This window comes from Rhizomicrobium sp. (assembly GCA_037200985.1).
Lineage (GTDB): Bacteria > Pseudomonadota > Alphaproteobacteria > Micropepsales > Micropepsaceae > Rhizomicrobium.
In genome coordinates, this window is the sequence record JBBCGJ010000001.1 from 4,557,749 (window position 1) to 4,576,904 (window position 19,156).

Below are 19,156 nucleotides of genomic sequence, written 5' to 3' on the forward strand. Positions count from 1 at the left end.
ACATAACGACGTAAATTTGGGGCGGCAAAGGTGTTCTTCCTGGGCGGGCATTGGCGGATGAGCGTCGTCGAATCCGAATATCGCTTCGCGCCGCAGGAGCGGCCGATGTTTCCGGGCTCGCCCTTCGCGCCCAGCCATTCGCTCCCGCGCAAGATCGCCTATGTCTGCGTCGGCACGCTGATCGGCGCGCTGGCGACCTTCACCAATGCCTTGGTGAACGTGAATGCCGGCAATCTGGCCGGCTCGCTCGGCCTGACGCTCGCGCAGGTCGGCGTGCTGCCCGCGATCTACGTCGCCATGAACGCCACCGCCAACCTCACCCTGGTGCGCGCCCGCGCGAAATTCGGCATCCCCGAGGTGACGGTCGTGCTGCTGGGCGTCTACGCGCTGGCCGCCGCCGTTCAGCTGATCCTGCCCGGTTATCCCGCGGCCATCGCCCTGCGCGCCACCTGCGGCGTGGCGGCGGCGGGCCTCACGACGCTCACGATCTACTATTTCCTGCAGGTCATGCCGGTGCCTCTGCGGCCGCTGGCGCTGGTGATCGGCATCAGCCTCACCCAGCTCGGCACGCCGCTCGCCCGCCTGGTCCCGCTCGACCTGCTGGCGCAGGACCATTGGCACGGCCTGTCCCTGATCGAATTGGGCGTTTCGCTGACCATCACGGCGGTGATCCTCGCCGTGCCCCTGCCGCCCAGCGAGCGCAGCCCGGCCTTCGAGCGTCTCGATTTCGTCACCATCGGCCTGATGGTGCCGGCATTCCTGTTGCTCTGCATCGTCCTGGGCGAGGGCCGGCTTCTGTGGTGGATGGATCGGGCGTGGCTCGGCTGGGCGCTTGTCGTCGCCGTGCCCATGATCGCCGCCGCGATCGTCATCGAGAACCACCGCGAGCGCCCGCTGCTCCAGACCCAATGGCTCGGCAGCCGCGATGTCCTGCGCTTCATCGCGGTGGCGCTCCTGGTGCGCCTCGCGCTGGCCGAGCAGACCTATGGCTCGGTCGGTTTCCTGACTTCGGGCGGTCTCACCAACGACCAGCTCCACACGCTGTTCGGCTATGTCGCGCTCTCGATGGTGCTGGGCGGCGCGGTGGCCTGCGTCACCCTGTCGGAGGCGCGGCTGCCCTTCCAGGTGCTGGCGGCGTCGCTGATCATCGCGTTTGCCGCCTGGCTCGACAGCTACTCGACCAGCATCACGCGGCCGGAGCAGCTCTATCTCAGCCAGTCGCTGATCGGTTTCGGCACCACCTTGTTTATCGGGCCGACGCTCGCCTACGGCTTCCTGCAGATGCTGCGCAAAGGCCCGACCCATCTGGTCAGTCTCATCGTGATCTTCAGCATGACCCAGAACATCGGCGGCCTGGCGGGCTCGGCGTTCCTGGGCACGGCGCAGGTCCTCTATGCCAACGGGCACGCCTCGAACCTGGCCGGCGACATCGTCGTGGGCGATCCGCTGGCGGCGGCGCGCATCCAGGGCGGAGCCCAGGTGTTCTCCGGCGTGCTCGGCGATCCCCTCCTGCGCGGCGCGGAGGGCGCGGGCCTGCTCGGCCGGTCGCTGGCGGGCGAGGCGAACACGCTCGCCTTCAACGACGTCTTCCGTCTCGTCGAATGGATCTCGATCGCGACGGCGCTTTATTTGATCTATCTGATAGCAACCACGGCGATACGAAGGCGACGCGAAGCGATGGCACCGACATGAGCGCACCCGGACTTTCCGAAACGCCCGCGCCGCCGCCGCCCGCCCAGGTCTGGCATCCGCCGGCCCGCAATCCGCTCACGACCGTGGCGATCGCGGTGCTCGCGCTCGCGGCGATCCTCGTCGTCCTCTGGGCCTGGGATCTGTGGCCCTTCGGCGGCCGCATCGAAGTCACCGACGACGCCTATGTCCGCGGCCGCACCACGGTGATCGCGCCGCAGGTCAGCGGCTATGTCGCCGCGGTACCGGTGCACGACTATCAGCAGGTGCGCGCCGGCGGCGTCCTCGTGCTGATCGACGACCGGATCTACCGCGCCCGCGTGGCGCAGGCCGCCGCCTCGGTCGCCGCCGCCATCGCGGCGCTCGACAACAGCGACCAGGCGCATGCCGCGCGCGTCGCGGCCAGCGCGAGCGCGCGCGCCCAGCTCCTGCGCGCCCAGGCCGACATGGCGCGGGTCAACGATCTGGTGCGCGACGGCTCGGTATCGATCCGCGAGCGCGACCAGACGCTGGCGGCGCTCGCCCAGGCACAGGCCGGCGGCCAGATCGCGGTGCAGGACATCCGCTCGGTCGATGTCGGGCGCGAGGGACTGAGGGCCCAGGTCGAAGCGGCGCGCGCGCAATTGCGCCTGGCCGAGATCGATCTCGGCCACACGGTGATCCGCGCGCCGGAAACCGGCCAGCTCAGCGAGGTCGCCGTGCGGCTCGGACAATATGTGACGAACGGCACGCAATTGTTCTCGCTCGTGCCGGCCGAGCGCTGGATCATCGCCAATTACAAGGAAGGCCAGATGGCCCATATGATGCCCGGCGAGCCCGCGACCTTCACCGTCGACGCGCTGGGCGGTCTGCGCCTGACCGGCCATGTCCAGCGGCTGTCGCCGGCCGCCGGTTCGGAATTCGCCGTGCTGAAGCCGGACAACGCCACGGGCAATTTCGTCAAGGTGCCGCAGCGCTTCGGCGTGCGCATCGCGGTCGATCCGAACCAGCCTGGGGCGGATCGCTTGCGGCCGGGCATGTCGGTGGAGACGCGCATCGACACCAGCGGCGGCCCATGACGCGTCCCGTCGTCCTCATCGCCCTCGTCTTGCTGGCCGGCTGCATGGGACCGCGGCCCGAAATCCCGCATGAGGCCGCGGTCGTGCCGCCGCAGGCCTGGCGCAGCGATCCCGGCGCCGCGCCGTCGGATATAAATGCGGCGTGGTGGCAGTCCTTCGCCGATCCGGCTCTGGCCCGGGTCGTCGAGACCGCGCTGGCGCATAATGACGATATCGCGCTCGCCGCCGAACGCGTCGCCGAGGCGCGGGGCCAGTACCATTTCGCGCAGGCGCAGCGCTGGCCCGACGTGACCGGCCTGGCCGCGGGCGACCGCCAGCGCGACATCAATCCCGGCTTCGGCGTGCCCGAGAACCAGACTGTCGGCGAGGCCCAGCTGTCGATCAGCTACGATCTCGATCTCTTCGGCCGTCTCTCCGAGGCCAGCGAAGCGGCGCGCGCGCAATTGCTGTCGAGCGTGGCGGCGCGGGACAATGTCCGCCTCGCCGTCGCCGCGTCGGCCGCCGGCGGCTATATCACCCTGCGGGCGCTGGACGCCCGGCTGGACGTCCTGCGCCGGACGCTCGCCGACCGCGCGGATTCGTTCCGCATCGCGCGCCGCCGCGCCGAGACCGGCTATGCCTCGCAGCTCGATCTCGCGCAGGCCGAGGCCGACTACCGTACCGCCGAGCAGCAAATTCCGGCGGCCGAACTCGCCATCGCGCGGCAGGAGGACGGTCTCAGCGTCCTGCTCGGCGACAATCCGCGCGCGATCGAGCGCGGCCTCGCGCTAGGGACCATCGCGCTGCCGACCGTCCCCGCAGCCGTGCCGAGCACGCTGATGCGCCGCCGCCCGGACATCGTCGCGGCCGAGGAACAGCTCGTCGCCGCCGACCATGCGCTGGACTCCGCGCGTGCGGCATTCCTGCCCGACATCCGGATTTCCGCCGATGGCGCCCTGGTGGGCTCGACGCTGATTTCCAGCCCGGTGCAGATCTTCACGCTCGGCGCCGGTATCTTCGGCCCGATCTTCGACGCCGGCCGTCTCGATGCGCAGCAGGAGACGACGGCGGCGCGGCGCAACCAGGCGGCGTTCGCCTATCGCAAGACGGCGCTGGGCGCGTTCCGCGAGGTCGAAGACTCGCTCGCCGCGATCCGCCGCCTCGGCGAGCAAGAACAGGCGCTGGCGAAGCAGCGCGACGCCGTCGCCCGGGCGCTCCGTCTCGCCACCAGCCGCTATCGCGCCGGCTATTCGCCCTATCTCGACCAGCTCGATGCCGAGCGCACGCTGCTGACGACCGAGCTCGCGCTGGTGCAGGTGCGGTCGGATCGTCTGAACGCCGCCGTCACGCTCTATCAGGCGCTGGGCGGCGGATGGAGCGCATCGGGGGACCCGGACAAATGACGCGGCGAGCCGTCCTGCGTCGTGCGTTTCTGGAATCTACGCCACGGCCTGGAAGAATTGAGGGCCGGCCGCGGCCCATCCTGACGTTGACCTGCGACAATGACCGTGCGAGCCGCGGATCGCATACTGCATTTTTGATCGCCGAACGCGCGCCTCGGGGGGCAATTCCATCAACCCTAGACACGATCGGAGAAATTTATGGACGAAAATAATGCGAAGACCGAGGGCAAGTGCCCCGTGGTGCACGGCGTTCGCGGGCGGTCGAACCGCGATTGGTGGCCGAACGCGCTGAACCTCAAGGTTCTGCATCAGCATTCCGCCGAGGCCAATCCGATGGGCCAAAGCTTCGACTATGCCGAGGCGTTCAAGACGCTCGATCTCAAGGCGGTGAAGCAGGACCTCCTGGCGCTGATGACGGACTCGCAGGACTGGTGGCCGGCCGATTTCGGCCATTATGGCGGGCTCTTCATCCGCATGGCCTGGCACAGCGCGGGCACCTATCGCATCGGCGACGGCCGCGGCGGCGCCGGCCGCGGGCAGCAGCGCTTCGCGCCGCTCAACAGCTGGCCCGACAATGCGAATCTCGACAAGGCGCGCCGGCTGCTGTGGCCGATCAAGCAGAAATACGGCCGGAAGATCTCCTGGGCCGACCTCATCGTGCTCACCGGCAATGTCGCGCTCGAGTCGATGGGCTTCAAGACCTTCGGCTTCGGCGGCGGACGCGTCGACACCTGGGAGCCCGAGGAAGACGTCAATTGGGGCGCCGAGGACACCTGGCTCGGCGACAAGCGCTACAGCGGCGACCGCGAGCTCGAGAACCCGCTCGCCGCCGTGCAGATGGGCCTCATCTACGTCAATCCGGAAGGACCGAACGGCAGGCCCGATCCGCTCGCGGCCGCGCGGGACATCCGCGAGACTTTCGCGCGCATGGCGATGGACGACGAGGAGACGGTGGCGCTCATCGCCGGCGGACACACCTTCGGCAAGACCCATGGCGCCGGCGATCCTTCGCTGGTCGGTCCCGAGCCGGAAGCCGCCGGCATCGAGGAGCAGGGCCTGGGCTGGAAAAGCCGCTTCGGCACCGGCAAGGGCGACGACACGATCACCGGCGGCCCGGAAGTCACCTGGAGCCAGACGCCGACCAAGTGGAGCAACAATTTCTTCAAGAACCTGTTCGGCTTCGAATGGGAGCTGACCAAGAGTCCGGCCGGCGCGTTCCAGTGGAGGGCGAAAGACGGCGCCGGCGCCGGCGCGTTCCCGGATGCGCGCGATCCGTCCAAGCATCACGGACCGACAATGCTGACGACCGACATCGCGCTCCGCGTCGATCCGGTCTACGAGAAGATTTCGCGGCACTTTCTCGAGAACCCGGACCAGCTGGCGGACGCGTTCGCCCGCGCCTGGTTCAAGCTGACCCATCGCGACATGGGACCGCGCGCGCGCTATCTCGGCCCCGAAGTGCCGGCGGAAGAATTGATCTGGCAGGACCCCGTGCCGGCGGCCGACTACAAGCCGATCGACGCGCGCGACATCGCGGATCTCAAGGCGAAGATCCTCGCCTCGGGTCTTTCGATTTCCGAACTCGTCGCGACGGCCTGGGCCTCGGCCTCGACCTTCCGCGGCTCCGACAAGCGCGGCGGCGCGAACGGTGCGCGCATCCGTCTCAGCCCGCAGAAGGATTGGGCGGTCAACCAGCCGGACCAGCTCGCGAAGGTGCTCGAAACGCTCACCGGCATCCAGCGGGCGTTCAACGGTGCGGCCGGCGGCGGCAAGAAGGTGTCGCTCGCCGATCTCATCGTCCTCGGCGGCTCGGCGGCCGTCGAGCTCGCGGCGAACAAGGCCGGCCACGACGTGACCGTTCCCTTCGCGCCCGGACGCACGGATGCTTCGCAGGAGCAGACCGACGTCCACGCCTTCGCCCCGCTCGAGCCGGTCGCGGACGGCTTCCGCAACTATCTCAAGGGAAAATACGCGGTGCCGGCGGAGGCGCTGCTGATCGACAAGGCGCAGCTCCTGACGCTGACGGCGCCCGAGATGACGGTCCTCATCGGCGGCCTGCGTGCCCTGAACGCGAATGTCGCCAAGTCGCCGCACGGCGTCTTCACCAAGCGCCCCGAAACGCTGACCAATGACGTTTTCGTGAACCTTCTGGACATCGGCACGGAATGGAAGCCGGCCTCGGCGGACGCGGATGTGTTCGAGGGGCACGATCGCGCCAGCGGCGAGTTGAAGTGGATCGCCACCAGGGTCGATCTCGTCTTCGGTTCGAACTCCCAGCTCCGCGCGCTGGCCGAGGTCTATGCCACGGACGACTCGCAGAAGAAGTTCGTGCAGGACTTCGTCGCGGCCTGGACCAAGGTGATGAACCTCGACCGGTTCGACCTTAAATAGTCCGCCCCGCAAATCCTCATCGCCGGCCCTGGAAGGGCCGGCGATGATTTTTTTATGACTTCAGAACACGGCGGGCCGTCGACCGCCCCCAGCGCGCCAGGACCGCGCCGAGCCAGATGACCGCGAATGCTCCGACGATGGCGAAGCCGAGGCCGGCGAGATCGATCGACGCGAGATCCGGCATCCCGTGCAAGTGCTCGCCGATCAGGGCGGCGATCTCGATCGTCGCGACGACGATGCCGATCGCCGCGGACAGCGCGGTCATGCCGAAATCGTAATAGAGCCGGCGCAGCGGGCTCGCCCAGCTCCAGCCATAGGCGGAGATCATCAGCGAACTGTCGAGCGTGTCGAACAGCGACATCCCGGCCGCGAACAGGACCGGCAGGCACAGCACCTCGTACCAGGGCAGGCCCGTCGCCGCGCTCGAACTGGCGAGCACGAGGAGGGCGATTTCGGTGGCGGTATCGAAGCCCAGGCCGAACAGGAAACCCACCGCGCCCATGTGCCAGGGCTTGCCGACGAGGTTCATCGCCGGCCGCAGCAGCCGGCTCATGATGCCGGGACGAACCTGGCCGTCATCGGGCTCGACATGCAGGCCGGCGCGGGCGCGGCCGAGCTTGCGCCGGATGTCGCCCAGCACGATCAGGTTGAGGGCGGCGATCGCGTAGAGAAAGCCGCTCGAGAACAGCGTCCCGGCCATGCCGGCGACGCGGTGCAGCGGCGACGGGCCGTCGAACAGCGGCCGCGCCAGGCCGCCGACGCCGAAGGCGAGAAGCAGGGTGAGCCCGAACACCACGCTCGAATGGCCGATCGAGAACCAGAAACCCACGGCGCGGGGCTGCTGCCCCTCGCGCATCAGCTTGCGGATGGCGTTGTCGATCGCCGCGATATGGTCGGCGTCGAAGGCGTGGCGGACGCCCAGAAGATAAGCGGTCAGGCCGGTGCCGATCCCGAAGGCCTGGGCGCCGGGATGCCCCGGCACGACCGCGGCGAGCAGGATCGACCAGCCCACGACGTGCAGAAGCCCGATCGACCCTGCGATGCCGGCCCAGCCCCGTCGGGGCGTCTCAGCGATGCTGCGTCCGAACATCATTGGTTTTTACCATGGACAGGGACGCATGCTACGCCCCGGCGTCGGCGCCGGGCACTCAGGCGATCTTCGGCACGTAGGGAAAGGTCGCCGACGGCTTGGCCGTGACCGATTCCTTGCCGATGCCGAGCCGGATGGGCGCGTTGGCCGCGATCGAGAACATGACGTCGGGCGCGTTGTCGGTCAGCGACCGCCCATTCCACTCGGCCAGGCCGAACACCGCCGGCGTGCCCACGACATAGGGCAGCATGTTCGGGAAGAAGCGCTGGGCGACCGTCTCGCCATAGGCGCGCGGGCTCTCGGCGGTGCCGGTCGCGGCCACCATCGCGGCGATCGCCTTGGCGACCGTCTCGCCATAGGTCGCGAAATCGTCGGCGGGGCTGCCGGCATTGAGCCGGTCGCCGAGATCCTCGTTGAACTGCGTGAAGAGCGGATGGATCATCGGCAGGCCGATCCGGTTGATCGAACGCCAGCCGCCCGTGTCGGTGGCGAGCGTGGCCACGGCCCACACGCCGATCCGGCGCCGGCCGGGCGCGTCGGCGAGCAACTCGCTGTCCGGCAGCTCCAGCACGATGGAATAGACGGAGTGGCCGGCGAACAGGTTCTTCGCCTTGGCCGGATCCCATCCGGTGAGATCGACCGGGGTGCCGTCCTGGAAGGCATGGCCGACGGCGTGCAGCACGTCCGGCTCGATCCAGAACGGATCGCCGGCACGGCCGGCCCAGATGCGCAATCCCTCGGGGGTCGTGACCGTCTCGCCGGTCGTTCCGCGGGCGACGATCGTGCCGGCCGCGTCGGGGTTGGCGGCATCCGCCCCTCTGAGGCGGCGCAGCGCATAAGCCTGGTTGCCCTGTTCGTCTCTCGGATCGAACGTCACGCGATAGGTCACGTCCTCGACGGCATCGCCGTCGCGGTCGACCTTGAACTCATACATGCCCTCCGGGTGGTAGCCCGGCACCGGAACGGGTCCTGCGATCGAGTGGCAGACATTGATGGCGAACACCGTGCCCGTCTCGCCGCGGAACACGTAGAGATCGGTGATGTCGAGCCGGACATCCTGGCGGGCGAGCGGCGAATCGAGATGATGGGACATGATGGGCCTCCTGTGTCGCGCCGCGGCGCATTAGCTTCGGATGAATGCCAGCAGATCGGGATTGATGACGTCGGCGTGGACGGTGAGCATGCCGTGCGGATAGCCCGGGTAGATCTTAAGCACCGCGCCCTTGATGCGCTTGGAGGAAAGTACGCCTGCGTCGGCGTAAGGCACGATCTGATCGTCGCTGCCGTGCAGTACCAGGGTCGGCACGTCGATGGCGCCGAGGTCCGCGTTGAAATCCGTCTCCGAGAAGGCCTTGACGCATTCGTAATGCGCGTTGGCCGCGCCCATCATGCCCTGCCGCCACCAATTGTCGACGACGCCGTCCTGGATCTTCGCGCCCGGCCGATTGAAGCCGTAGAAGGGGATCGGGATCTCGCGATAGAACTGCGCCCGGTTGGCGGCGAGCTGCTCGCGCAGCCCGTCGAACACCACGATCGGCGTGCCGTCGGGATTGGCGTCATTGCGCACCATGATCGGCGGCACGGCGCTGACGAGCACCGCCTTGGCGACGCGGCCCTTGCCATGGCGGGCGACATAGCGCGCCACTTCGCCGCCGCCGGTCGAATGGCCGATATGGACCGCGTCCTTCAGGTCGAGCGCGGCCGTCAACTCGGCGACATCGGCCGCGTAGGTGTCCATGTCGTGGCCGCCGCTCGTCTGGCTCGACCGGCCATGGCCGCGCCGGTCATGCGCGATGACCCGGTAGCCGTGCTGCAGGAAGAACAGCATCTGCGTGTCCCAATCGTCGGCGCTGAGCGGCCAGCCGTGATGGAAGACGATCGGCTGTCCCCGTCCCCAGTCCTTGTAGAAGATCGTCGCGCCGTCCCTGGTCGCAATCTGGGGCATGTCCGTTCTCCGCGGTCGGCGGCGGGGCCGCGACCCTCTTCTTTGTACGATCCAAAAGATCCCAGGCGCCGCTTTGCAAGCGAGGGCCTTCCGCGTTGCGGGTGCGTCGGGCCTCGATGCGGCGGCGCCTGGGCAGGCACGCGCCGGAGGGGAGGGGCTGGGGTCACGGCGCGAGGTGTTGGCGAAGGCCCTCGCTGGCTTGTGCGAGCGCCGCCTCCGTCGAGGGAACGTGGCGCAGGGCGTTCAGCGCCACGAAGTCGTGGATCGTCCCGTTGTAGCGGACGGCCGTCACGCTTACGCCGGCCTCTTTCAGCTTGCGCGCATAGGCTTCGCCCTCGTCGCGCAGCGGATCGTTCTCGGCGGTGATGACGAGCGCCGGCGGCAGGCCCTTGAGTTCGGCGAGGCTGGCGCGCAGCGGCGACACGTAAGGAATGTTCCGCGTCTTGGCGTCGGGTGCATAGAGGTCCCAGCCATACTTCATGAAGTCGCGCGTCAGGAAGCGGCCGGTGCCGTAGTCGAGATAGGACTTGGTGTCGACGCTGGCATCGGTCGCCGGGATGAAGAGGATCTGGTAGCTGATCTTCGGCCCCTTGCGGTCCTTCGCCATCAGCGTCAGCGCGGCCGTCATGTCGCCGCCGACGGAATTGCCGGCGATGGCGATGCGGCTGCCGTCCGCGCCGAGATCGGCGGCGTGCTCGGAAACCCATTTGAGCCCGGCATAGCATTCCTCGACCTGCGTCGGATATTTCGCCGCCGGCAGCGGCGTGTATTCCGGGAACACGGCGATCTGGCCCGAGCCGACCACGAGGTCGCGCACCAGGCGCTTGTGGTTCTCGAAATTGCCGACGATCCACACGCCGCCATGGATGAAGAACAGCACGCCCGGCGTTCCGGTCACATGCTCGGGCTTCATGATGTAGAGCTTCACGGTGCGGCCGTCTTCGCTGATCGTCTGCTCGGTGATCGTCACGCCGGACATGTCGACCGGCGACTGGTTCTGCAGCGCGGTGAGGATGTCCTGCGGCTTGGGCTGCGGCAGCTTCCAGAACGGGCTGGGATCCTTGTCGAGCACGGCCAGGAAGCTCCGGATCGCGGGGTCGATGCGCGGGTCCGTCGCCGCATTGGGGATCGACGCCGCGACGGCGCCCAGCGTTGTCAGGCCCATTCCCGCTCCGAGGAGCGCGGATTTCGTACGGCGATTCATGTCTATGTCTCCTTTGATCGACTTGGTCGCAATTTGCGGGGATCGTCGGAGCCGTCCGCGGCCCATCCCGTATCGCGTCGGCACGGACCTTCGTCGGTATTCGCGCCCGAAGATTTCGAGCAGCCGTTGAAAATTTGGAATTCGCACGCAGCTTTGAACAAACGTCCGAAAACCGCCGCGATCGGGCTCTCGTTGTGCGCGGGGCGGCGCTCGCAAGGTTGCGGCGGGGCAACCCGCGTGCGAAATTCGCCGCGACTTCGGACGAAGGCTCGCATGCCGATTGACCGAACGAAATTCCGCGTGCGCGCCTGAAACCGAAGCTCCAGGTCGATGGCCGAGGCGGCGCGGTGGATCCGCGAGTTGTCTCGCAATTCACGGCGAGTGACGAGCATGAGTATAATGAGTGCGTCGAGAGGATCGTTGATGCCAGGACGCCCGGCCAAGGCGCCTCGGTCGGGGCGCACGCCCATCCTCTATGGCCGCGAGGGCGACATCGCGGTGATCGAGGGGCTGCTCGACCGCGTCCGCGACGGCGGCGGCGCCCTGGTCGTCAGCGGCGAACCCGGAATCGGAAAATCCTCGCTGCTCGAGGTCTCGCAGGATCTCGCGCGCGAGCGCGCCATGCGCGTGCTTCGCCTGTGCGGCGTGACGTCCGAGACGCATCTGCCCTTCGGCGCGCTTCAGCAGGCCGTCGGGCCCATCCTCGGCCAGGCCGACACGCTTCCGGCGCGCCAGCGCTCGGCCTTGCAGGCCGCTTTCGGGCAAGGCGACGATACGGCCGCGCCGGACATCTTCCTGGTCGGCCTGGCGACGCTCACGCTTCTGACGGCGAGCGCGGCGCGCAAACCCATCCTGCTGGTGGCGGACGACGTCCAATGGCTCGACCAGCCCAGCCGCGACGTGCTCGCCTTCATTTCGCGGCGCCTGAATTCCGATCCCATCATTCTGCTGATGGCGATCCGGAGCGACTCGGAGGACGAATTCCCGCATTCGGATGTCTCGCGGCATCGCCTCTCGCGGCTCGACGCCGCGGCGGCGGAACGCCTGCTGGACGCAAGGACGCCCGATCTGACGTCCGATCTGCGCCGGCGGTTCCTGGACGAGGCCGCGGGCAATCCCCTGGCGCTGGTGGAGCTGCCGCGCAGCGGGCACAAGACTGCGGAGTCGCACTGGCTTCCCCTGACCGACCGCCTGGAGCGCGCCTTTTTCAGCAGGGTCTCCGGCCTTCCGGCGGCCGCGCGAACCCTGTTGCTGGTCGTCGCGGAAAATGACGGCAAATCGCTCCGCGAGGTGCTGGACGCCGGCGAAGTGCTGCTCGGCGAACGCGTCGGGCTCGACACGCTGGCGCCGGCGGTGTCGGCGCTGCTGATCGAGGTCGATGCGGGCGAAGTGCGGTTTCGCCATCCGCTCGTCCGCTCGGCGGTGCATCAGGCGGCCAACCCCGTGATGCGCCACGCCGCCCATGCGGCTCTGGCCCGCGTCATCCGGGACCAGTCGGATCGTCCGCTGTGGCATCGGTTGGCGTCGGCCATCGGACCCGACGAGGCCTTGGCCGGGGAACTCGACGACGCCGCCGCGCGATTGCAGCGCCGCGGCGCGTTGGCGACCGCGATCATCGCGCTGGAGAACGCGGCGCGCATGAGCGGCACGGCTCCGTCGAGGAGCGGAAGACTGCTGCGCGCCGCCGGCTTCGCCGCCGATCTCGGCCGGCCGGAAACCGTGGAGCGTCTGTTGCGCGAGGCGGACCCGGATCATCAGCAGCCGCATGTGCGGGCAAGCTTCGCCTGGATCCGCGAGGTCAGCCAGCCTTTGACGGTGAACGACCTTGCGCGGATATCCGCGCTGGTCGGCTTCGCCGCCGATGCGCGGACCCATGGCGACGACGACCTGGCGCTGTCCCTGCTGTGGCGCGCGGCGCAGCGCTGCTGGTGGGGCAATGCAAGCGACGCAGTGCGCGCGGGCGTCGATGCCGCGGCGAGCGAGATGGGGCTGCCCGCGACCGATGCGCGGCTGATCGCGATCGCCTCCTATGTCGAGCCGCTCAGGAACGGGCATGAGGTCCATCGGCAGCTTGCGGCGCACGCCGCGGCCGGCACCGCGGACCCGGTGGCGGCGTGGATCCTGGGCCTCGCGGCCAATACGGTCGGCGCGTTCGACTTCGGCGTCAGCTGCCTGACCGACGCGAGCACGGCCTTTCGCGAGCAGGGGCGCCTCGGCGATCTCGCGCGCGTGCTCTTCGCGCGGAGCTTTGCCGAGACCGAGACGGGCGATTGGATGGGTGCCCTCCGAAGTTCGGCGGAGGCGATCCGCTTCGGAGAGGAAACGGGGCAGACGGTCTGGGTCGCCGCGGCGACCATCGTGCAGGCCAGGCTCGCCGCGATGCAGGGCAATTTCGATACCGCGGCGGCCTGTGCGGGGCAGGCGGAGCGGCTGGTGCAGTCGCCGGGCATCAGTTTCTGGCTGGCGATGCTGCAGAACGCGCGCGGCATCGCCGCGCTCGGCGCCGGCCGGCCGGCGGAGGCCTACGAGCAGCTGCAGCGTGTCCATACGCTCGGCGATCCGGCATTCAACACCGGTCTTCAATTCTTCAGCCTCGCGGACTACGTCGAGGCGGCGCAGTCCTGCGGCCACGAAGCCGCCGCCGCCTCGGCCGTCGCGGAAGTGGAGCGGCGCGCGATGTCCAAGCCCGTGCCGTGGGTCCGGATAATGCTGTGCTACGGCAAGGCCCTGCTGGCCGCGCCGGCCCGGGCGGAGACGTTCTTCCAGGAAGGTCTCGGCGCCGGCGGACAGAACTGGCCGTTCCTGCGCGGGCGGTTGTTTCTGGCCTATGGCGAATGGCTTCGGCGCCAGCGCCGCAGCATCGACGCCCGCGTGCCGCTGCGGACGGCGCGCGACATCTTCGATGCCCTGGGCGCCGTGCCCTGGAGCGAGCGGTCGCGGCGGGAGCTGCGCGCCGCCGGCGAGACCAGCCGCCCCCGCAAGGGCCGCGTGCTGGACACGCTCACGCCGCAGGAGCTGCAGATCGCGGAGCTCGCGGCCGGCGGGCTGTCGAACAAGGAGATCGGCGCCCGGCTCTACCTGTCGCATCGGACGGTCGGCTATCACCTGTACCGGATTTTCCCGAAGCTCGGCATCACCGCCCGTTCGCGCCTGCAAAGCGCGCTGAGCCGCCATCTCGAGTCCGTCGCATGAAGCCGCAAATGCCGTCGAGCGTATGGCTGCCTCGGGCGTCGCGACCGCGAGGGCGTATTCCCGGTGCCGGACTTGCGGTCCATGCTCGATCGTTTCCACAATGAGCGCGTCGAGGGGAGCGTTGATGGCCGGACGCGCGACAAAGGCGCCGCAATCGGGGCGGCGGCGAAACGCGGAACCGATGCGCCTGCCGTCGCCCGTTCTCTATGGGCGCGAGGACGAGATTGCCCTGATCGAGGACCTGATCGACGGGGTCCGCCGGAACGGGGCCGCGCTGACGATCAGCGGCGAACCGGGGATCGGCAAATCGACCCTGCTCGACGCCGCGCAGGATCTCGGCCGGGCCCGCGGCATGCGCGTCCTTCGCCTTTCGGGTGCGATGTGCGAATCGCATCTGCCCTTCTCTGCGCTTCATCAGGCCGTCGGCCCGATCCTGAAGCAGGCCGAGGCGCTGCCGCCGCGCCAGCGATCGGCGTTGCAGGCTGCCTTCGGTCTCAGCGACGATGCGGCGGTGCCCGAGCTTTTTCTCGTCGGCCTGGCGACGCTCACGCTGCTGACCGAGAGCGCCGCGCGCAAACCCATCCTGATCCTGGCGGACGACGTCCAATGGCTGGATCAGCCCAGCCGGGAGGTGATTGCCTTCATCTCGCGTCGCTTGAGCTCCGACCCCGTCATTCTCTTGATGGCGATACGCCACGGCTCGGACGAATCTCTCCTGCCTTCGGACGTTCCAAGACGTCAGCTCTTCCGGCTTCCCGCCGCCGAGGCGGAACGCCTGCTGGACACCGCGGCGCCCGATCTGCCGCCCGAGCTGCGGTTGCGATATCTCGACGTCGCCGCGGGCAATCCCCTGGCGCTGGTCGAGCTGCCGCGCAGCGAGCGCAAGGCCGCCGAGTCGCACTGGCTTCCCTTGACCGACCGCCTGGAGCGCGCCTTTTTCGGCCGGGTCTCCGGCCTTCCGATGGCCACGCGCACGCTGCTGCTGGTCGTCGCCGAGAACGACAGCAAATCGCTCCGCGAGGCGCTGGACGCCGGTCAGATGTTGCTTGGCGAGCGCGTCGGGCTCGATGCGCTGGCGCCGGCGGTGTCGGCGCTGCTGATTGAGGTCGATGCGGGCGAAGTGCGGTTTCGCCATCCACTCGTCCGCTCCGCGGTGCATCAGGCCGCCAGCGCCGTGATGCGACACGACGCCCACGCGGCCCTGGCCGCCGTCGTCAAGGACCAGTCGGACCGGCGCATCTGGCACCGCATGGAGTCGGCCATCGGGCCGGACGAGACCCTGGCGGAAGACCTCGATGCCGTCGCCGAGCGGGCGCAGCGGCGGGGCGCGCTCGCCACCGCGATTGCCGCGCTCGAGAACGCCGCGCGGCTCAGCGGCACGGCCGTGGCGAAAAGCGAAAGACTGCTGCGCGCGGCCGCCCTCGCCGTGGACCTCGGCCAGCCGGAGACCATGGCGCGCCTGCTGCGCGAGGCGGACGTGCAGAAGCCGGAGGGGCACATGCGGGCGCGCCTCGCCTGGATCCGCGAGATCGGCCAGCCCCTCGCTCTCGCCGACCCTTCCCGGATCCCCGCCCTGACGCGCGTCGCCGCCGACGCGCGGGCTCATGGCGACGACGATCTGGCGGCGGGACTGCTGTGGCGCGCTGCGCAATACTCCTGGTGGAGCAATGCGAGCGACACGGTGCGTAGCGGCATCCTCGCCGCCGCCAACGAACTGGACGTGCCCGCCGACGACGCGCGCAGGATCGCCATCGCCGGCTATGTCGGGCCGCTCGAACACGGCTACGAGGTTTATGAGCGGCTTGCGGCCTGCGCCGCGACGGCGGCGGAAAACCCGGCGGCCGCGTGGGTCCTGGGCACCATGGCCAACGCCATCGGAGCCTATGAATTCGCCGCCGGCTTCCTGGCGTCGGCGAGCGCGGCATTCCGGGAGCAGGGCCGTCTGGGCTATCTGGGGCGCGTGCTTTTCGGGCGCAGCTGCGCGGAGACCGAAACGGGCGACTGGATGAGCGCCTTGAAGAATTGCGCGGAATCTGCCCGGCTCGCGGAGGAAACGACGCAGACGGTGTGGGCGGCCGCGGCCACGGTCGTGCAGACGATGCTCGAGGCCAGGCGCGGCCAGTTCGACGCGGCGGAGGCCCGCGCCAACCAGGTCGAGCCGCTGCTGCTCTCGCCCGGAACGAGTTTCTGGCGCGCCATGTTGCAGCAGGCGCGCGGCATCATCGCGCTCGGCGAGGGGCGGCCTGTCGAGGCTTATGAGCACATGTTTCGCATCTGGACGCCGGGCGATCCGTCATTCAACAAAGGTTTGCAGTTCTATTGTCTGGCCGACTATGTCGAGGCTGCCATGTCTTGCGACCAGGCGAGCGCCGCCGCCGCGGCCGTCGAGGAGGTCGAGCGCCGCGCGGGATCTCCGGCCGTGCCGTGGGTCCGGATGATCCTCTCCTATTGCAAAGCCCTCCTTGCCCCGCCGGACCGGGCGGAAAAATTCTTTCAGGATTCGCTCGGTCCCGAGGCGCAGACTTGGCCGTTTCGACGCGGATGCTGTCTTCTGGCGTACGGTTCATGGCTGCGCCGCCAGCGCCGGATCATGGATGCGCGCACGCCGCTGCGGATGGCGCGCGACATCTTCGACGCGCTCGGCGCCGCGCCGATGAGCGATCGTGCAAGGCGGGAACTTCGGGCCGCGGGCGAAGCCAGCCGCCCGGCGGCGGAACGCATGCTGGACGCGCTCACGCCGCAGGAGCTTCAGATCGCGGAACTCGCGGCCGGCGGGCTGTCGAACAAGGAGATCGGCGCCCGGCTCTATCTGTCGCACCGCACGGTCGGCTATCACCTCTACCGCATATTCCCCAAGCTCGGCATCACCACCCGTTCGGGCCTGCAAACGGTGCTGAACCGGCTGCCGCAATCGGCCTGACCGGAGGCCGGTCATCGGACCAGTCATTCGACAGAAGCCGCCGGATTCCACCCCTGCTACCAAAACTCCGAGGACCGGCAGCGCTTGGGATGGCATCGATGACGGACTGCGGCATTCTGGAATTGTCGCGCAACGAGCGGCGCGAGCCGGAACTCGTTGCCCATGAGCGGGCGCGCAGCCATTCCCGGCTCCTGATCTCGCTTGCGAGGCCCGAGCCCCATCGCCCCATCGTGCATCCGGAAAGATCGTGGCGGCGGCCGGATTTCGTCGAGGACATGGACCAGGCAAACCCGCGATCGGTCGTGTCGCGCTGGCACGGGACCGATCGGAACGAGCATTCGTTCGAAATCGCCGGCGACTATCACATCCTCGCGATCGCGCTGCGCTCGACCGAGCTTTCCCTGCGGGTGGGAAGCAAATCGCTTCCCCGGCAGGAGATCCTCGCCGGAGCGACCCAGATCACGCCGCCGGGGCTGCTGGCGCGCGTCAACTACGTCCGGCCCTACGACATCCTGCACGTTCATATCCCGAACCTGCTCCTGAAGGAGTGCTTCGAGTGGTCCCATGGCCGATGGCCGACGGACGGGATCGCGCTGCGCGATCCCCTGCCGGCGCGCGATGCGCTGCTGCAGATGCTGGGCAGCACCTTGCTGTCGATCGCCGACACCGGCGATCCGAACGGCAGCCTGTTTGCCGAATTCCTGACGCTCGCGATCGTCACGCACCTTGTCGGCCTCTATGGCGGCATCGCGCCGCCGACGGCGCGAAAGACCTCGGCGCTTCCCAAATGGCGGCTGAAGCGCGCCATCGATTTCATCGAGGCCCATCTCGATTCGCCGCTGGCGCTCGCCGACATCTCCGGCGCCGCCGGATTGAGCCGCATGCATTTCGCGGTGCAGTTCCGCGCCGCCACCGGCGTCCGCCCTCACGAATATGTGCTGCGCCGCCGTATCGAGAAGGCGCAGACCGTGCTGGCGACCACCGACATGCCCATCGCCGAGCTGGCCCTGGCGACCGGCTTCAGCTCCCAGGCGCACTTCACGGTGGTCTTCAAGCGCTTTTCCGGCCTGACGCCGCGCCGTTGGCGGCTGAGCCATCGCGCCTGACGGAAAGCGGGCCTGTGACCCTTCCGCGCGAAGGGAATAGGAAATTCCGCCGACGCGGTTCCGCCGCCTCGCAAAGTCTTCTGGGCCTCCCCATATCGTGCAAAGCTGCACTTCCATCCTGACCCTGAGCGATAGGGGAACATCCCCGTCCCGCGATCAGCGCAACCGGGACCTTGTCCATGACCGCCTTGTCCATTCTCGAACTCGTCCGCGTCACCGAAGAAACCGATGCGCGCGGCGCGCTCGATAACGCCCGCGATCTTGCCGCCCATGCGGAAGACTGGGGCTATCGCCGCCTCTGGGTGGCCGAGCATCACAACATGGCGGGCATCGCCAGCGCGGCGACGTCCATCGTCATCGCGCATATCGCGGCCGGATCGAAGCGCATCCGGGTGGGCGCCGGCGGCATCATGCTGCCCAATCATGCGCCTTACGTGATCGCGGAACAGTTCGGCACCCTGGCGCGGCTCTTTCCCGATCGCATCGATCTCGGGCTCGGCCGCGCGCCGGGTACCGACCAGTTGACGCTGCGCGCCTTGCGCCGCACGCCCGAGGCCGCCGAGAACTTCCCGCAGGATATCCTGGAGCTCCAGGCGTTCCTGGCGCCGGCCGGGCCAAATCAGCGCATCCAGGCGGTACCGGCGGCGGGGACGAACGTTCCCCTGTGGATTCTCGGGTCGAGCAATTTCGGCGCCATGCTCGCCGCGGAACTGGGCCTGCCCTATGCGTTCGCCTCGCATTTCGCGCCCGACCTGCTCCTTCACGCACTGCAGATATACCGCGGCCGCTTCAAGCCGTCCGAACAGCTCGCCGCGCCCTATGCGATGGTCGGCGTCAATATCATCGCGGCCGAGACGGATGCCGAGGCGGGCCGGCTGGCCACGACGCAGCAGATGTCCTTCGCGAACATCTTTCGCGGCGCGCGCGGTCTCAGCCGGCCGCCGATCGACGACATCGACACCTACTGGTCGCCGCTGGAGAAGGCACAGGCGAAGCAGATGCTCGCGCGCTCGATCGTCGGATCACCCGACGCCGTCCGCGCCGGCATGGAGGCGCTTGTCGCCGAGACCAAGGCCGACGAGTTGATGATCGTGTCGGACGTCTACGATCACGCCAAAAGGCTGCGCTCGTTCGAGCTCATCGCCGATGCCTGGAAATAGCGGCACGAACGCGGCGATG

At 68.6% G+C, this 19,156-nt stretch carries 12 protein-coding genes; 8 read left to right on the forward strand and 4 right to left on the reverse strand.

The genetic code is table 11. The features are described from left to right. Positions 1 to 57: 57 nt before the first annotated feature. The 4 genes from WDN01_22390 to katG all read left to right on the forward strand — a co-directional run bounded on the left by WDN01_22390 (position 58) and on the right by katG (position 6,520). On the forward strand, positions 58 to 1,692 hold the full coding sequence (locus WDN01_22390) for an MFS transporter (protein MEJ0028786.1): 1,635 nt from the start codon (positions 58 to 60) through the stop codon (positions 1,690 to 1,692). Next, positions 1,689 to 2,747 (forward strand): HlyD family secretion protein, encoded by a 1,059-nt coding sequence (locus WDN01_22395; GenBank protein ID MEJ0028787.1) that lies wholly within the window; start codon positions 1,689 to 1,691, stop codon positions 2,745 to 2,747. The genes WDN01_22390 and WDN01_22395 overlap by 4 nt, the downstream gene beginning before the upstream one ends. Continuing rightward, positions 2,744 to 4,129, forward strand: coding sequence for an efflux transporter outer membrane subunit (locus WDN01_22400; protein MEJ0028788.1), 1,386 nt, complete (start codon positions 2,744 to 2,746; stop codon positions 4,127 to 4,129). The genes WDN01_22395 and WDN01_22400 overlap by 4 nt, the downstream gene beginning before the upstream one ends. Before the next feature lie 198 nt (positions 4,130 to 4,327). Then, positions 4,328 to 6,520: a catalase/peroxidase HPI gene (gene katG, locus WDN01_22405; protein ID MEJ0028789.1), complete on the forward strand. Its 2,193-nt coding sequence runs from the start codon at positions 4,328 to 4,330 to the stop codon at positions 6,518 to 6,520. A gap of 52 nt (positions 6,521 to 6,572) precedes the next feature. Here the strand turns inward: katG and WDN01_22410 are convergent, their stop codons facing one another. From WDN01_22410 to WDN01_22425, 4 genes are all read right to left on the reverse strand, one after another. Next, positions 6,573 to 7,610, reverse strand: a complete 1,038-nt coding sequence (locus WDN01_22410; protein MEJ0028790.1) for a hypothetical protein — start codon at positions 7,608 to 7,610, stop codon at positions 6,573 to 6,575. A 58-nt stretch (positions 7,611 to 7,668) separates the two neighbouring features. After that, positions 7,669 to 8,703 (reverse strand): DUF4331 family protein, encoded by a 1,035-nt coding sequence (locus WDN01_22415; protein MEJ0028791.1) that lies wholly within the window; start codon positions 8,701 to 8,703, stop codon positions 7,669 to 7,671. A gap of 30 nt (positions 8,704 to 8,733) precedes the next feature. Then, positions 8,734 to 9,555: an alpha/beta hydrolase gene (locus WDN01_22420; GenBank protein ID MEJ0028792.1), complete on the reverse strand. Its 822-nt coding sequence runs from the start codon at positions 9,553 to 9,555 to the stop codon at positions 8,734 to 8,736. 163 nt (positions 9,556 to 9,718) lie between these two features. Beyond that, a complete protein-coding gene (locus WDN01_22425) occupies positions 9,719 to 10,759 on the reverse strand; it encodes an alpha/beta hydrolase (GenBank protein ID MEJ0028793.1) in 1,041 nt (346 codons plus the stop codon). 423 nt (positions 10,760 to 11,182) lie between these two features. Here WDN01_22425 and WDN01_22430 point away from each other — a divergent pair, with 423 nt between their 5' ends. From WDN01_22430 to WDN01_22445, 4 genes are all read left to right on the forward strand, one after another. Next, positions 11,183 to 13,951 carry an AAA family ATPase gene (locus WDN01_22430; protein ID MEJ0028794.1) on the forward strand — a complete coding sequence of 923 codons (2,769 nt, stop codon included), beginning with the start codon at positions 11,183 to 11,185 and terminating at the stop codon, positions 13,949 to 13,951. A 124-nt stretch (positions 13,952 to 14,075) separates the two neighbouring features. Beyond that, positions 14,076 to 16,871, forward strand: coding sequence for an AAA family ATPase (locus tag WDN01_22435; protein ID MEJ0028795.1), 2,796 nt, complete (start codon positions 14,076 to 14,078; stop codon positions 16,869 to 16,871). Positions 16,872 to 16,960: 89 nt separating this feature from the next. Then, complete coding sequence (locus WDN01_22440) at positions 16,961 to 17,977, forward strand: AraC family transcriptional regulator (protein MEJ0028796.1); 1,017 nt, start codon at positions 16,961 to 16,963, stop codon at positions 17,975 to 17,977. Between the two features lie 179 nt (positions 17,978 to 18,156). Beyond that, positions 18,157 to 19,137, forward strand: coding sequence for an LLM class flavin-dependent oxidoreductase (locus WDN01_22445; GenBank protein ID MEJ0028797.1), 981 nt, complete (start codon positions 18,157 to 18,159; stop codon positions 19,135 to 19,137). Positions 19,138 to 19,156: the final 19 nt, after the last annotated feature.